The sequence below is a fragment of the Mangrovicoccus ximenensis genome (assembly GCF_003056725.1).
Lineage (GTDB): Bacteria > Pseudomonadota > Alphaproteobacteria > Rhodobacterales > Rhodobacteraceae > Mangrovicoccus > Mangrovicoccus ximenensis.
In genome coordinates, this window is record NZ_QBKZ01000013.1 from 114941 (window position 1) to 129009 (window position 14069).

Below are 14069 nucleotides of genomic sequence, written 5' to 3' on the forward strand. Positions count from 1 at the left end.
TCGGTCCCGCGGACGCTGGTGGCCTCGATGTCGGTCAGCACCTCGCCCGGTCCCGGCGCGGGCGGCGGCGCGATCTCGCGCAGCTCCGGCCCCCCCGGCACGGCCTGCGTCTCCTGCAGGGCCAGCACGGCCAGGACTTCCAGCCGAGGAAGCGCTGCTCGATCAGGCCGATGGCCCAGCCCAGAATCAGGCCCGGCACCGACAGGACCCTCACCCGGGCAAACGGCCGTTCAAGGTCGCATAGCGCGCCTGACTCGAGGATACGGGCCCCGATCCCGTGTTCCGCGCCCCGCAGTCCGGCGGCGACAAGCAGGATGACCGCGATGGCGACCGGCACCCGCAGGCCCGACAAGATGCGCGGAAGGACAATCTTGCGCACGATGGACCAGCAGGACAGGCCGAAGCTCTGGCCAATGCGGATCCGGGTCCGGTCGACGCTGCCCACGGCGCCGAAGGTGGCGAGCACAGCGGGGGGAAAGGTGCCGAAGGCGATCAGCGCATGTTTCGAGCTTTCGCCGGTGCCTACCCAGATCACGAAGGGCGGCATCAGGGCAATCTTGGGGATCGGGAAGGGCGCCGGGACCAACGGCATGAACGACGGAGCGAGATGCGGCCACAGAAGCCCCGGCACGGCGAGGTTCCGCAGTATCTCAAGCACGGCCGAGGGGCGCGGCATGGTCAGGTTCGAGATCGCGCCGCTGCGCGTTCCGGCCTCAAGCAGCGCGATCGGCACGACGAAGACGGCGACGGCGCCGCCTCGCACCGGGCGGGGCTGGAAGCCGCCGCCCCGGAACTTGGCCCTCGCGCCGCTGCAGGAAGCGGCCTCGCCCGGACTTGACCCCACCCCGGCGCCGGTCCCGGGCCGGCTGCGGCGGCAGCTCCAGCGGATGGGAGACATGCCCGGACGCGACATCCGCCGGCCGGTCGGCTTGGCCCCTGCGGGCAACCGGCAAGATCGGCAGCCAATCCCGCAACGCCCGGCAGGTCAACATCGCAGCACTTGCGGTGCCCCCGAAATGCCCCCGCCGACCGATTGCCGCCGACTGCGCTTCCAACTGCTTGCGGGGACCGAACCTGAGCGCCGGGAGACGGAGGAACCAGCGGCGGCTTGCACTGCGATGGGAGTTTGAGTGCGCCCCCTCGGGCGAACCCGGCGCAGCGGTTGAATTGATCCCCCGGGGGCTTTCGGAGGAAGACAGCCCATGCCCGAACGCCAACGCAGCCACAGCAACGCTTCCAAGCGACGGCTCATCGCCGGGGATCAGGGCAGCGAGACGCTCCATGAGCGCGGCCACTGCCCTGACCTGTCGCGCAACTGGATCGGAAAGGCGGGGCCGACGCTCTCGGCGAGGAGCGAGGGCTAGTTCGCCATCGGTCCCAGGCCAATGCCCGAGCACGGCGGCCGAGCTGATGGCCGGGCCCTCGGGATCGAATGTCCGGCGGGTCCGGCGCTCCGGAGGCCCGCAGTAAAGCGGGCCTGATCCGGGATTGCCGACCCCGCGGCTCCCGATCCGCCGGGGATGCGGGCGGATGGGCGTCGCGCGGTCCAGCTTCCGTGCCGATCCCGGACCCAAGCCCGGCAATGCCGCCAAGATCACGGAAATCCGGGCGACCGCCGGCGCGGTCGAGGGCCATGGCGGCCTCCGCACGAGCTGGTGCTGCGCCCGGCGCGCCGCCGCCGCGGAACAGGCGGCTTGCCAGGCAGCCAGCGAGACTCTCCTGCCGATGATCCGGGAGGTTTCCGAGGCCAGCCACGGCGATGCGGCGCCGCGCGCAGTCGCCATTGACGCAGCGTCGCCCATCGCTGCCCGGACCGATGGCGCAAGCGATGGCAACTCCGGAGACCGATGGCGAACGCGGCCCCCCTCCCGGCGGTTGCAGGCAATCGCCTGCCGGGCAGGGGGACAACTTCGGCCCGGCTCAAGAGCAGTCCCGCGTTTCGATGCGATGCGCATGGCGCTGGGGAACCGGAAGCCGGCGCCGGGACTGTTCTGCCATCCGGACAGCAATGATGCTCCGGCCGGGACGATTGGGCGCTCTGCCCCTTTCCGGCGGTCGGCAGCCTGGCTGTCCGGTGCCGCTTGGCTGGCTGTCCCGGCCTGCCCCGCCTTCCGGTCGGCGCGCCGCTGTCCTGCCCCGGACCTGCCGGCCGCCCGGTCGGAAAAGACATGCGGTCTTGCGGAGCGGCGGCGAGAGCGGAAACTGCAGGCCGTTGCCAGGCGGGCAGCGGGCCAATCTCTGGCCGCTTGGCCATCGCGTTCGGCGCGGTGCAAACGTTGCCGTTCCCGAACTTCTGTGCCCGGGGCGCGCAGCGACGGCAGCTTTGCGTCCGCAAGGTTCTGCCGCGAGTGCACGCCGCTCCTTGCCGACGGGCGGATGATCCGTTGGTCCTGCGCGGCTGCCGGGGCGCCGATGGCGCGCTGCGCCGTATCCTTTAAGAAGGAACTGGTCCGCAGCGCCAAGGTCCGATTGCACCCCGTTTCATCGCAGCCCCAGATTTTGCAACCGGCAGCGCGGCCTCTCCGTCACCGGACGCTCGGCAAGCCGTGTTTGCCATGGCAGCGCGGTGATTGTCGTTCCGGTCCGCATGCCTTGGGCAAGGTCACTTGGCCATGGCGCAGCGATCTCCGGTTTGCGCAGCGGGCTGTGCTGCGGGCGTCTCATGCGTGCGGAAGCCGCGAGCGCGATCTGGAGGGGCTGCGAGGGCGGAGCGCTGCTTGCCCTATCCGCCGGAGGGCGGCGGAGATGCAGGCGGCCCGCCGCGGTTGCGGCGGGCCGGTGCAGGATCATTCCTCGGCGTCGGTCTCGGTGTCGCCCTGATCGGCGATCCATGCGACGGAGACGACTTCCTCGCCCTGGGCGGTGTTGAACACCCGCACCCCGCCCGCCGCGCGCGAGCGGAAGGAGATGCCGCCGACCGGGCAGCGGATCGACTGGCCGTTCGAGGTGGCCAGCATGATCTGGTCGTCGAGCATCACCGGGAAGCTGGTGACCAGGCGGCCGCCGCGCATGCCCTTGTCCATCGCCGCGACGCCCTGGCCGCCGCGGCCGCGCACCGGGTAGTCATGCGACGAGCTGAGCTTTCCGAAGCCGCGGGCGGTGATCGTCAGGATCAGGTCCTCGGCCGCCGACATCTCGGCATAGCGTTCCTGCGGAAGCGCGACATCGGCCACGGCTTCCTCGTCCTCGTTCTCGGCCTCTTCGGTCATGCCCTCGACCGCGCGGCGCATCTTCAGATAGGCGGCGCGCTCTTCCGAGCTGGCGTCGAAATGGCGGATCACCGACATGGCGACGACGCTGGCATCGGCGGGCAGCCTGATGCCGCGCACGCCGGTCGATTTGCGGCCCTTGAAGACGCGCACCTCGGTCACCGGGAAGCGGATCGCGCGGCCGAGATCGGTGAAGAGCATGACATCGTCCTCTTCCGAGCAGATCCGTGCATTCACCAGCTTGACGCCCTCGGGCAGCTCCATCGCGATCTTGCCGTTGCGCTTCACGTTGGTGAAGTCGCTCAGCGCATTGCGGCGCACGCCGCCCTCGGAGGTGGCGAAGACGATGTTGAGTTGGTCCCACTGGTCCTCGTCGCGGTCGACCGGCATGATCGCCGCGACGCCGACGCCCGGGTTGATCGGCAGGATGTTGACGATCGGCTTGCCGCGGGCCGAGCGGCCGCCCTGGGGCAGGCGCCAGGTCTTCATCTTGTAGACCATGCCGTCGGTGGTGAAGACCAGCAGGGGCGTATGGGTGTTGGCGACGAAGAGCGTCGTCACCACGTCCTCGTCCTTCATCGACATCCCCGACAGGCCTTTGCCGCCGCGCTTCTGGCTGCGGTACTCGGCCAGCGGCGTGCGCTTGGCATAGCCGGTCTGGGTGATGGTGACGACCATGTCCTCCTTCTCGATGAGGTCCTCGTCCTCCATGTCGCCCGACCATTCGGTGATCTCGGTGCGGCGCGGCACGGCGAAGAGCTCGCGCACGGTGCGCAGCTCGTCGGAGATGATCGACATGATCCGTTCGCGCGAGCGCAGGATGTCCAGGTAGTCGCGGATCTTGCCGGCCAGTTCCTCGAGCTCGTCGGTGACTTCCTTGACGCCGATCTGGGTCAGGCGCTGCAGCCGCAGGTCGAGGATCGCGCGGGCCTGGGTCTCGGACAGGTTGTAGGTCCCGTCCTCGTTCATCGTGTGGGTCGGATCGTCGATCAGGCCGATATAGCCCGCGATGTCATGGGCGGGCCAGCGGCGGGTCATCAGCGCCTCGCGCGCCTCGGCCGGATCGGCCGACTGGCGGATGGTGTGCACGACCTCGTCGACATTCGACACCGCCACGGCGAGGCCGCAGAGGATGTGCGAGCGTTCGCGGGCCTTGCGCAGTTCGTAGGCGGTGCGGCGCGCGACGACTTCCTCGCGGAAATCGATGAAGGAGGTCAGGAACTTGCGCAGGGTCAGCTGCTCGGGGCGGCCGCCGTTCAGCGCCAGCATGTTGCAGCCGAAGGAGGTCTGCATCGGCGTGAAGCGCCACAGCTGGTTCAGCACCACGTCCGGGGTCGCGTCGCGCTTCAGCTCGATGACGACGCGGACGCCGACGCGGTCGGATTCGTCCTGCACATGGGCGATGCCCTCGATCCGCTTCTCGCGCACCAGGTCGGCGATCTTCTCGATCATCGCGGCCTTGTTCACTTGGTAGGGGATCTCGTCGAGGACGATCGCGTAGCGGTCCTTGCGGATCTCCTCGATCCGGGTCTTGGCGCGGATGATCACCGAGCCGCGGCCCTCCAGATAGGCCTTCCGCGCGCCGGAGCGGCCGAGGATGATGCCGCCGGTCGGGAAATCGGGGCCGGGGATGAATTCCATCAGGTCGGTGCTGTCGAGATCGGGGTTCTCGATCAGCGCCAGCGTCGCGTCGACCACCTCGCCCAGGTTGTGCGGCGGGATGTTCGTCGCCATGCCGACCGCGATGCCCCCCGCGCCGTTGACCAGCATGTTGGGGAAGCGCGCGGGCAGGACCGAGGGCTCCTGGTCCTTGCCGTCATAGTTGTCCTGGAAATCGACGGTTTCCTTCTCGATGTCCTCGAGAAGCGACATCGCCGCCTTCTGCATCCGGACCTCGGTGTAGCGCATGGCCGCCGCGCTGTCGCCGTCCATCGAGCCGAAGTTGCCCTGGCCGTCGAGAAGCGGCAGAGACATCGAGAAGGGCTGCGCCATCCGCACCAGCGCGTCGTAGATCGCGGCGTCGCCATGCGGGTGGTATTTCCCCATCACGTCGCCGACCGGGCGGGCCGACTTGCGGTAGGGCTTCTCGTGGCTGTTGCCGGTCTCGAACATTGCATAAAGAATGCGCCGGTGCACAGGTTTCAGGCCGTCGCGCAGATCGGGGATTGCGCGGCTGACGATGACGCTCATTGCATAGTCGAGATAGCTCGACTTCATTTCCTCGGCGATGGAAACTGCAGGACCCTCATAGCGGGGCGCCGGATTTTCGTCTTTGTTGTCAGGGGTTTCCGGTGTGTCGCTCATATCTGCCTGCTCGCTTGTGACTTAAGGGTCCAGCTTTGGCACAGGGTATATCAGACCCGCGGACCGGGCTGCAATGTCGCAGTCACCCCATTGTCATCATCCGTCGATGTGGAGTGCTAACAATTTGTTTTTGTTGACGTTTAACCGTTCTGCCGCAGCATGGGAGCCGTGTATGGCAAGAGGTCGAGAATGGCAACACGCGAAACGGAACTAATGCTGAAGGGCTACGGGCTGACCACCGCGGAGGTGTTCTACCGGATGCCCGACTACAGGAATGTCCTGAACACCTTCGTCTGGCAGGAATACGATCTGGCGCCGGATTACCCGCGCCTTTTCAAGTTCATCGAGTTCTGGCAGGACGAGATCGAGGGTCCGCTGCATTCGGTCCGCTTCACCCACCGCAAGATGATCGCGCCCGGGGAATGGCGCAACGTCGTCGGAGAATTCAACTACCACTGAGCCCCGGACAGGCAGGGTGGCAAGCGCTTTGCGTCTGCGCAAGAAAATTGCGCGGGCCATGGCATTCAGCTTGAAGTCCGGCTCAATTTGAGATGGTCTGCGGGCCGAAGACTTGGCGACGAGGGGCCGCCCAAATGAGAACTGGACTTTATCCGGGCACGTTCGACCCGCTGACGATGGGGCACGTGGACATCATCAAGCGCGGCTGCAAGCTGGTCGACCATCTGGTGATCGGCGTGGCGATCAACCGCGACAAGGGGCCGCTGTTTTCGCTCGAAGAGCGCGTCGCGATGATCGAGGCGGAGAAGGAGATGCTGGCGGCGGGGACGGACTGCAAGATCACCGTCCATCCCTTCGAGAACCTGCTGATCCACTGCGCGCAGGATGTCGGCGCCAGCGTGATCATCCGCGGCCTGCGCGCGGTGGCGGATTTCGAATACGAATTCCAGATGGTCGCGATGAACCGCACGCTCAGCCAGGATGTCGAGACGGTCTTCCTGATGGCGGAGGCGCAGCATCAGGCCATCGCGTCGAAGCTGGTCAAGGAAATCGCCCGGCTCGAGGGGGACGTGTCGAAATTCGTCACCCCTGCCGTGCGCGAGGCGCTCGTGGCCCGGATGGCCGAGCGCCGGTCGTCTCAGAAACCGTAGACCGACTCGTGGGCGATGCGGCGGAAATCGGCGCGCGCCAGGCCCAGATCGGCAGCTTCGCGGTCGGAGAGCATGTTCAGTTCGTTCAGCGTGCGGCGGAAGCGCTCGCGCTGAGCGAAACGGCTTTTCCAGGTGTTCACGATCTTCGTCATTTTCGGCCTCGTCGGATATGTATGTGTACGTCTGTTGAAGCCTAGATAGGTGATGGCGCTAACGCGCAAAACCGCCAAAGCGGCAGTCCCGGCATGCGTGTGCTGCAACGCAGAATGAAAAATTCGTTCATAGGTGCAGAGGGTTGCGGCGCGGTGTTGCGCTGGCTGCATGGCCGGAATTCTGCGCCCGCAACCTTCCCTGAGGTTGTGCCTTGACCGGAAACGGAAAAACCGCGCAGCGGCGGCTGCGCGGTTTTCCGTATCGTCACGCGCTGATTGTCAGAGCGTCTTGCCGATTTCCGCTGCGGTATCGACCATGCGGTTCGAGAAGCCCCATTCGTTGTCGTACCAGCTCAGGATGCGGACCATGTTGCCGTCGAGCACCTTGGTCTGCTCGGCCGCGAAGGTCGAGGAATGCGGGTCGTGGTTGAAGTCCATCGACACCATCGGACCGGCGGCATAGCCGAGCACGCCCTTCAGCGGGCCTTCGGCGGCGGCCTTCACCAGCGCGTTGATCTCTTCGGCGGTGGTGTCGCGCGCGGCTTCGAAGGTCAGGTCGACGCAGGACACGTTCGGGGTCGGCACGCGGATCGCGACGCCGTCGAGCTTGCCGGCCAGATCGGGCATCACCAGGCCGATGGCGCGGGCGGCGCCGGTCGAGGTCGGGATCATGTTCATCGCCGCCGCGCGGGCGCGGTAGAGATCCTTGTGCATCGTGTCCAGCGTCGGCTGGTCGCCGGTATAGCTGTGGATCGTCGTCATGAAGCCGCGGGTGATGCCGATCGCCTCGTGCAGCACCTTGGTCACCGGCGCCAGGCAGTTGGTCGTGCAGGAGCCGTTGGAGATGACTTTCTGGTCGGCAGTGATCGTGCCGTGGTTCACGCCGAAGACGACGGTGTTGTCGGCGCCCGAGGCAGGGGCCGAGACCAGGACGCGGGACGAGCCGTTCTCCAGATGCAGCGCGGCCTTCTCGCGCGCCGTGAAGATGCCGGTGCATTCCATCGCGATATCGACATGGCTCCAGGGCAGTTTCGCGGGATCGCGCTCGGCGGTCACCTTGATCTTGCCCTGGCCGACATCGATCCAGTCCTCGCCGGTCGTCACCTCGCCATTGTAGCGTCCGTGGACGCTGTCATAGCGGAACAGATGGGCGTTGGTTTCCACCGGACCGAGATCGTTGATCGCGACGACTTCGATATCCGAGCGGCCGCTTTCCATGACCGCGCGGAGGACGTTGCGGCCGATGCGGCCAAAACCGTTGATTGCGACCTGAATGGCCATGATCTGCCTCCCTTTCAGCAGCGTGCAGGGTTGCGTTAGCCCTAACATTTCCCACGCTGCCGTCAACAGCAAGATGATTGCGCTAACAGGTCCAAATCGTCACGCTTGCGGGAGGCCGGGCGCGGCGGCGGTGCCGCGCCCGCCTGCGCTCAGGCTTTCCGCCTGCGGGGCGCGGCAGCAGGCGGTCGAGGCGGCGATGCAGGCGGGCTGCACCGGGGCAGGGATCCCGCCCGGCCCGGTCGGCGACAGCGACGTGATCACCGTGCTGCCCGCGCTGGAGATCGCCGCGGGCTTCCCCGGGCAGGAGACGGACCAGCCGGTGCCCGCGGGGCTCGGCTGGGGGCTCTACCAGGGCTACGTGATCGGCAACCAGGCCAAGCTCGCCTACCGCGCGGCGCTGAACCAGCATTTCCTGCCGCGCATCCTTCTGGGCCTCGAAGAGCAGATGGGCCGCTCGATCAACAACCCGGATTTCCTCTATGACGCGCTCAAGACCTATCTGATGCTCGGCCAGCTCGGGCCGATGGACCGCGACTATGTCGCCGCCTGGCTGGCGCAGGACTGGGCGACGGGATTCCCCGGCGCCTCCTTCGAGGCCGAGCGTGCCGCGCTGAACCGCCATCTGGCGGCGCTGCTGGCGCAGCCGATGGACCGGATCGAGCTGAACAGCGACCTCGTCGGCCAGGTGCAGGACGTTCTGACGGCGATGCCGCTGGCGGAACGGGTCTATGGCGGCATCCTCGCCAGCGAGGAAGCGCAGGCCCTGCCGGAATTCCGCCTGACCGAGATCGGCGGGCCGAAGATTGCCAGCGCGATGATCCGTCCTTCGGGCAAGCCGCTGAATGCGGGCGTGCCGGGGATTTTCACCCGCCGCGGCTTCTACGAATTTTTCCTCGGCGAGGCGGTGAACGTGGCCGCGCGGGTGCAGGCCGAAAGCTGGGTGCTGGGCGCGAGCGCGGAAGAGCAGCAGAGCGAGCGCGCGCTGATCGCGCTCAGCCGCGACGTGCTCGACCAGTATTTCAACGACTACAAGCTGGCCTATGACCAGCTTCTGGCCGATGTCGACATCATCCCGATCGAGAACCTGTCGCGCGCCGTCGAGGTCACGCAGATCCTGTCCGGCCCGTCCTCGCCGATCGCCAATATCCTGACTGCGGTCGATGCCGAGACCCGGCTGGCCGAAGCCCCGCCCGAGACAGCGCCCGAGATCCCCGCCGCGGCGGGAGGCGTGCTGAACGCGGCCGGGGCGGTTGCCGGGCGGCAGGCGTCATTCCGGCTCGGCACCAACAGCCGGGTGTTCCTCGAAGAGGTGCAGAAGACCCGGCCGCCGGGGCCCGACGGGCTGCCGCCGCCGCCGGGCAGCTACGTGCAGCAGGAATTCGCCTGGCTGCACAAGCTGGTCGCCAGCCAGAACGGCCAGCCCTCGGATCTGGACGGGATGATCTCTCTGCTCGGCGCGGTCTATGACGACCTGAACCGGATGAGCATCGCGGGCGGCGTCACCGACCTGAGTTCGGGCAGCGTGGCGCTGACCAATTTCCGCGCCGCCGCCGGGCGGCTGGAAGGGCCGATGAAACGCTGGGCGGCGCAGATCGCGGTCGGCTCGAGCGGTGTCGCGGCAGGGGGCACCCGCGCGGCGATCTCGGCGAAATGGCAGGCCGAGGTGCTGCCCGCCTGCCTGCAGGTCACCGGCAACACCTATCCGTTCAAGCGCGGCTCGCGCACCGACGTGCCCTTGCAGGATTTCGGGCGGCTCTTCGGGCCGGGCGGGCTGATCGACGGGTTCTTCAGCCAGACCTTGGCGCAGTTCGTCGACACCTCGACCAATCCCTGGAGCTGGAAGACCGTCAACGGCGAAGATCTGGGCATTTCGCAGAACGTCTTGGTCGAGATGCAGCATGCCGCCGCGATCCGCGAGGCGTTCTTCGCCGGCGGGCAGCTGCCGCAGATCCGCTTCCAGGTGAACCCGCAGGCGCTCGACCCCGAGGCACGGCAGGTGGTCTGGGAGATCGACGGCCAGACGGTCGCTTTCCGCCAGGGCGACAGCCCGCGTCCGGCGGCGATCACCTGGCCGGGCAGCGTCGGCCTCAGCCAGGTGGTGCTGGAACGGCCGAAGCGCAACTCGGTCAACGACATCGCCCAGACCGGGCCCTGGGCGCTGTTCCGCATCCTCGACGCGGCGGCGCTGCGCGGCACCAATGCGGCGGACCGGACGCGGGTGACCTTCAATGTCGGCGGGCGGATCGCGATCTTCGAGATCCAGGCCGGGTCGCTGGCCAATCCATTCACCCTGCCGAGCCTCGGCCGGTTCGCCTGCCCGCAGAGCTTCTGATGGCGGCGGGGTTCGGGGCCTACGGCAAGATCCCGTCGCTCGGCGATTTCCTGCGGCTGGGCATCGCCCCGGGCTTCGCCAGGCCCTGGGACGGCTGGCTGCAGGCCGCGATGACCGAAGCGCGCGGCCTGCTCGGAGAGCGCTGGACCGGCTGCTACTGTCGGCGCCGATCTGGCGCTTCACCCTGCCGGGCGGCATGGCGGGACCGGAGGCGGTGACCGGCGTGCTGATGCCCTCGGTCGACCGGGTCGGGCGGCAGTTCCCGCTGACCCTGGCGGCGGCGGCCGACTGTCCGCAGGGGCTGCTGCCCGCGCTGCATCTGGGATCGGCGGCGACGTTCGAGGCCACCACCGTCTGCGTTCGTTATGCTCCGTCCCGGAACTTGGAGAGGACGGTCCGGAGCCTGTCCTTGCCGCCCTCGCCGAAGCGCCGGATGAGGCGCCCCCAGAGGCTGCCGCCGCAGAGGCCGTGCTGGAACCCGGCCCGGTCCTGCCCTCGGACATCACCTTGGTGATCGAACGGGTCGGCGCGATGCCGGGCGAATGGCTTCGCCGCCAATTTCCGGAGCCCGGTGGCCTACAAGGGCTCGATATTCGGCATCGACAGCATCGACAGCATCGGCGGCCGGATCTGCCGGTCGAATGACGACGGCAAGGGCGCGCCGGTTCCGGTCTTCGACATCGCCACCGACCTGCCCGACGGCCTGGCGGTGGCGGATTGCGAAGGCATCGCCAACAGGGCGGGCGGGGCGGGCAACAAGGTCTATGTCGCCTTCACCAGCGACACCCTGCCGAATGTGGCGGGCACCGCCGCCGAGGACATTTTCTCGCTGCACCGCCTGCCGGAGTTCATGCAGCCGGGCGAGGTTCCGGTGGAGGCGTTCCGCCCGGATCTGGGGACCCGGACCGTGGACGATCTCTATCGGCTTTCCGAGGACGACCTGTCGGGCTTTCCCGATTTCATTCCGAAGGCCGTGGGCATCAAGTGCCAGGCCATCTGCGAGTTCGATTTCCAGGGCAACAAGCTGTCGAACGGCACGCCGGTGACCGCCTTCGAGGTGCAGTCCTCCTTCACCGGCCATCGCGGAGCCGGGATGGCGGTCCTGCCGGACGGCTGGATCCTCTGGGCGACGGGCGACAACCTGCCTTTCGGCCAGAACGGGCGCTTCGGCGCGCAGCGCGACGGGGAGCTGCCGTCCAAGCTCTTCCTCATCGACCCGGAGACCGGCGATGCCGAGGTCGCGGCCAAGGGCCTGCGCAACGTGCAGCACCTGGAGATCGCCGGGATCGAAGGGACCGATTGCCTCCTGCTCGCGGATACCGGCGGGGTCACCGCCGAAGAGGTCAACGTGGTCGCGCTCGACCGCATCCTCGACATGTCCGAGATCGGGAATTTCGGCTGGGGCGTGGCGGAGGACGGGCTGGCGCGCGAAGGCACCTTCCATGTCGGCGGCGACGACAACGGCATCGCGGGCATATCGGGAACGCAGCCTCCCGCCACCGGGGCCGCGCCGATCGGCGAGGCGGGCTTCATCCAGCCGCATGCCCAGTACGGCCGGATCGATGCATTCCAGTTCGTTGCGGCCAGCGGTCCGGTGGTCTCCGAGACATCCTTCGGCGGCGCGCTGACCCTGGTCTCCGGGGATCTGGCCTCGGGCGTGCTCTTCGGAACGGCGGAGGGGCCGGACGCGGTCGATGCCGATGTGGTCCAGCTGAACCTCGTGGACCCGGATGGCGCTGCCACGTCTCTGGCGGAGCTGGCCGGGGGACGCCCCGATCCGCGCTTCTTCACCTGCAATGACGGTTCGGCGGGCGTGCTTGTCGAGGCAACGGGCGAATATTTCCGGCTGACCGAACAGGCGCTCTACGCACGCCCGCCTGACGCGATCCCCGGCTTGGCGGCTCCGGAGACTTGGCGCCCAGCCATGCGCCGTGGCTTCCGGCAATTGCGTTGTCCCCGGCGGCGTTGCGGAAACGCGTCCGGAGGCGGTCGGCCCGCGGATTGTCGCGGGCATCGGACACCGCGCCTCTAAGGGGTGCGGAGAGGGTCGGACCAGCCGGACGGAACGGCATGACGGCAGTGGTGCATGCCGGCCCGCGCGGCGTGCGGTCCGGAGTGCGTGCGGGCGGCGCCTCGCCCCGTCCGGCCGGATCAGGCGTTCCAGACCACTTCGCCGAAGCCCGAGACGTCATAGCCGCCGAGGCTGGTCGCGCGCTGGCGGAAGGCCTCCGAGCGGCAGAAGGCGAACAACGCCTGCATCGGCGGCTCGAACCAAGCCTTGCGGTCGACCAGCAGGTCGAAGCGTTCCTCGATCAGCGGGACGAAGGGCAGCGCGCAGGTGCGGGCGACGGATTCGAGCCCGAAGGTCACGTCCGCCTCGCCTCGCCGCACGCTCTGCACGGCCTCGTCCTCGGTCCGCTCGGCCGGGGCGAAGGTCACCGTGCCCAGATCGAGCCCGGCCTCGGCGGCGAGGTCCTCGAGAAGCCCGGCCGTGCCCGAGCTGTCCTGCCGCGGCGCCACGGACCGGTTTCGGCGGCGTCGTGCCAGCGGGCTGGCGGGGCGATGCCGGGCAATTCAGCCTCCGGGCAGACGGACGCCGTCGCTGCGCCTCCGATGCAAGCGCTCCGGTTTCGGCCTGCCGCAGCCCGGCTCATGAAGGCGCGCCGATCGCGCTCCGCCCAAGCCGGGAGCCGTTCGGTGCAGAGCTGGACGGCCTGTTGCAGGACCCCGGCAGCAGCGCTCCGTGCGGCAAGAGATGCCGAGCCCGGATTCCGGACCCATCCCCGCGGCAGCTCTGCCGCGGAACGACATGGCCGATGCCGCGGCGATTGCCGAAGCGGCCTGTCGTTCGAGTCCAAGCAGGTCCGCGCCAGCGGATTGAACGATCCGGGGGCGTTCGAAGTCGCAGAATCCGTTTGGTCGAAATCAAGCCGCCGGGACGGCAGGGCCTCGGCAGGATCTTCGGGCTGCGGGGCATGCGGGCCGGGCAGCGGCCCCAGGCGATCAACAGCCTGCGGGGACATCTGCTGGACTTCGGGATCGTCGCAGGCTGCCGCCGGGCTGCGCCCTCCGCCGGAGACGGGGGGCGCCCCGGAGAGCCTGCCCGCCCCGGTCCGGACCAAGTCGCAACTCTGCCTGGGGCAAGCCGACGGCCTGTCCGCGCGGATCACGGAGCACCGCGCATCGCCTCGGCCTCGTCGCCGCGGCCCAGCTCGGACAGAACCTGGACCCGGCGGGCCATTGCGGCCAGATGGTCCGGCGCCGCCTCCAGCGCCCGGTCGAGATCGGCCAGCGCGCTTTCCAGGTCGCCTTCCTCCTGCCGCAGCAGCGCGCGCTGGTGGTAGCCCTCGGCGAAATCGGGGCAGTAGGACACGAGTTCGTCGAGCGCCGCCTGCGCGGCCCCGGCATCCTCGGCCTGGCGGCGGGACATGCCCTGTTCCAGCAGCTTCTGCGCCTCGCGGTTCGGGGCGGTGGCGAAGATCTCCACCAGGTGGCGGGTCAGGTAGAGCCCGTCGGCCCGGCTCCGCGTCTGCTGCAGCTCGGCCAGGAGGTCGGCCTTGCGTTCGGCAAATTCCATCGGCGGCGGACAGCTGGGGACCGGATCGGTCTGCGCGGCGTGAACGCCCTGGGCCGCGCTGCAAAGGAGAAGGGGGATGATGAAATGTCGCATGGTCACAGTCGG

The 14069-nt window shown here is 68.3% G+C and carries 11 protein-coding genes and 1 pseudogene; 6 read left to right on the forward strand and 6 right to left on the reverse strand.

The window, feature by feature from the left end:
• Positions 1–34: 34 nt before the first annotated feature.
• Positions 35–844, reverse strand: coding sequence for an ABC transporter permease (locus tag C7T91_RS13975; protein ID WP_236638229.1), 810 nt, complete (start codon positions 842–844; stop codon positions 35–37).
• 358 nt (positions 845–1202) lie between these two features.
• Here C7T91_RS13975 and C7T91_RS32580 point away from each other — a divergent pair, with 358 nt between their 5' ends.
• Positions 1203–1364 (forward strand): hypothetical protein, encoded by a 162-nt coding sequence (locus tag C7T91_RS32580; RefSeq protein ID WP_161555897.1) that lies wholly within the window; start codon positions 1203–1205, stop codon positions 1362–1364.
• 1422 nt (positions 1365–2786) lie between these two features.
• Here the strand turns inward: C7T91_RS32580 and gyrA are convergent.
• Positions 2787–5513: a DNA gyrase subunit A gene (gene gyrA / locus C7T91_RS13980; RefSeq protein WP_108259781.1), complete on the reverse strand. Its 2727-nt coding sequence runs from the start codon at positions 5511–5513 to the stop codon at positions 2787–2789.
• 189 nt (positions 5514–5702) lie between these two features.
• On the opposite strand from gyrA, the gene C7T91_RS13985 reads away from it, so the two are divergent.
• Together C7T91_RS13985 and coaD are read left to right on the forward strand one after the other, a co-directional pair.
• Positions 5703–5972, forward strand: coding sequence for an usg protein (locus tag C7T91_RS13985; protein ID WP_108259782.1), 270 nt, complete (start codon positions 5703–5705; stop codon positions 5970–5972).
• Between the two features lie 134 nt (positions 5973–6106).
• The gene (coaD, locus tag C7T91_RS13990) at positions 6107–6622 is read left to right on the forward strand and encodes a pantetheine-phosphate adenylyltransferase (RefSeq protein ID WP_108259783.1); all 516 of its coding nucleotides are present in this window, start codon (positions 6107–6109) and stop codon (positions 6620–6622) included.
• On the opposite strand, the gene C7T91_RS13995 is transcribed toward coaD, so the two are convergent.
• The gene (locus C7T91_RS13995) at positions 6610–6774 is read right to left on the reverse strand and encodes a DUF1127 domain-containing protein (protein ID WP_108259784.1); all 165 of its coding nucleotides are present in this window, start codon (positions 6772–6774) and stop codon (positions 6610–6612) included. The genes coaD and C7T91_RS13995 overlap by 13 nt on opposite strands.
• A 279-nt stretch (positions 6775–7053) precedes the next feature.
• Entirely contained in the window at positions 7054–8055 is a 1002-nt protein-coding gene (gene gap, locus C7T91_RS14000) for a type I glyceraldehyde-3-phosphate dehydrogenase (protein ID WP_108259810.1), read from the reverse strand.
• Positions 8056–8185: 130 nt separating this feature from the next.
• Here gap and tssM point away from each other — a divergent pair, with 130 nt between their 5' ends.
• The 3 genes and pseudogenes from tssM to C7T91_RS14015 all read left to right on the forward strand — a co-directional run bounded on the left by tssM (position 8186) and on the right by C7T91_RS14015 (position 12419).
• The gene (gene tssM / locus C7T91_RS14005; protein WP_161555898.1) at positions 8186–10387 is read left to right on the forward strand and encodes a type VI secretion system membrane subunit TssM; all 2202 of its coding nucleotides are present in this window, start codon (positions 8186–8188) and stop codon (positions 10385–10387) included.
• A pseudogene (gene tagF, locus C7T91_RS14010) lies at positions 10387–10901 on the forward strand (type VI secretion system-associated protein TagF). The gene tssM and the pseudogene tagF overlap by 1 nt, the downstream one beginning before the upstream one ends.
• A gap of 57 nt (positions 10902–10958) precedes the next feature.
• Positions 10959–12419 carry a hypothetical protein gene (locus tag C7T91_RS14015; RefSeq protein ID WP_108259786.1) on the forward strand — a complete coding sequence of 487 codons (1461 nt, stop codon included), beginning with the start codon at positions 10959–10961 and terminating at the stop codon, positions 12417–12419.
• A gap of 119 nt (positions 12420–12538) precedes the next feature.
• Here C7T91_RS14015 and C7T91_RS14020 read toward each other — a convergent pair whose 3' ends face one another.
• On the reverse strand, positions 12539–12961 hold the full coding sequence (locus C7T91_RS14020; RefSeq protein ID WP_108259787.1) for a substrate-binding domain-containing protein: 423 nt from the start codon (positions 12959–12961) through the stop codon (positions 12539–12541).
• Positions 12962–13553: 592 nt separating this feature from the next.
• Entirely contained in the window at positions 13554–14057 is a 504-nt protein-coding gene (locus C7T91_RS14025; RefSeq protein WP_108259788.1) for a tetratricopeptide repeat protein, read from the reverse strand.
• Positions 14058–14069: the final 12 nt, after the last annotated feature.

Excerpts from the sequence above, each read along its gene's own strand:
- C7T91_RS32580 (WP_161555897.1), top strand. The coding sequence starts at position 1,203 with ATGCCCGAACGCCAACGCAGCCACAGCAACGCTTCCAAGCGACGGCTC.
- gyrA (WP_108259781.1), bottom strand. The coding sequence starts at position 5,513 with ATGAGCGACACACCGGAAACCCCTGACAACAAAGACGAAAATCCGGCG.
- C7T91_RS13985 (WP_108259782.1), top strand. The coding sequence starts at position 5,703 with ATGGCAACACGCGAAACGGAACTAATGCTGAAGGGCTACGGGCTGACC.
- coaD (WP_108259783.1), top strand. The coding sequence starts at position 6,107 with ATGAGAACTGGACTTTATCCGGGCACGTTCGACCCGCTGACGATGGGG.
- C7T91_RS13995 (WP_108259784.1), bottom strand. The coding sequence starts at position 6,774 with ATGACGAAGATCGTGAACACCTGGAAAAGCCGTTTCGCTCAGCGCGAG.
- gap (WP_108259810.1), bottom strand. The coding sequence starts at position 8,055 with ATGGCCATTCAGGTCGCAATCAACGGTTTTGGCCGCATCGGCCGCAAC.
- C7T91_RS14025 (WP_108259788.1), bottom strand. The coding sequence starts at position 14,057 with ATGCGACATTTCATCATCCCCCTTCTCCTTTGCAGCGCGGCCCAGGGC.